Source organism: Roseivivax halodurans JCM 10272, from assembly GCF_000521785.1.
GTDB lineage: Bacteria > Pseudomonadota > Alphaproteobacteria > Rhodobacterales > Rhodobacteraceae > Roseivivax > Roseivivax halodurans.
Genome location: NZ_JALZ01000150.1, coordinates 1 through 305, shown reverse-complemented (window position 1 = coordinate 305; position 305 = coordinate 1). Strand labels below are relative to the sequence as shown.

At 63.0% G+C, this 305-nt stretch carries 1 protein-coding gene; it reads right to left on the bottom strand.

What is annotated here, in order from left to right:
- Positions 1-305, bottom strand: a 305-nt coding sequence (locus tag OCH239_RS23255) for a hypothetical protein (RefSeq protein WP_037267686.1), incomplete at both ends; no start/stop codon positions are given.

Genomic DNA, 305 nt, shown 5'->3' with positions numbered 1-305 from the left:
CTTCGGTAACGGGGCCGTCCCGGTCAAGCGGTTTCGGCCGCACGAGATCGACCGCCGGACTGCGGGTATAGTTTTCCATGGTTTCGATCCGCACTGCTGGCGCCGTCTTCTCTTCTGCGAGATCACCCGGGTTCATGCTTCGGTTCGTGGTCAGCGCGAGGGCCGCCATCAAGATGCGGGTTCGGTGCAATTCCGATGTGTCCATCTCGTAGGCGTGCTCGGCAAAGCCAGCATCAGTCCTGACCACGACATCATCGGAACCACGTCCCTGGGGGACCTCGAAGACCTGCCGGCAGGCAGGCCCG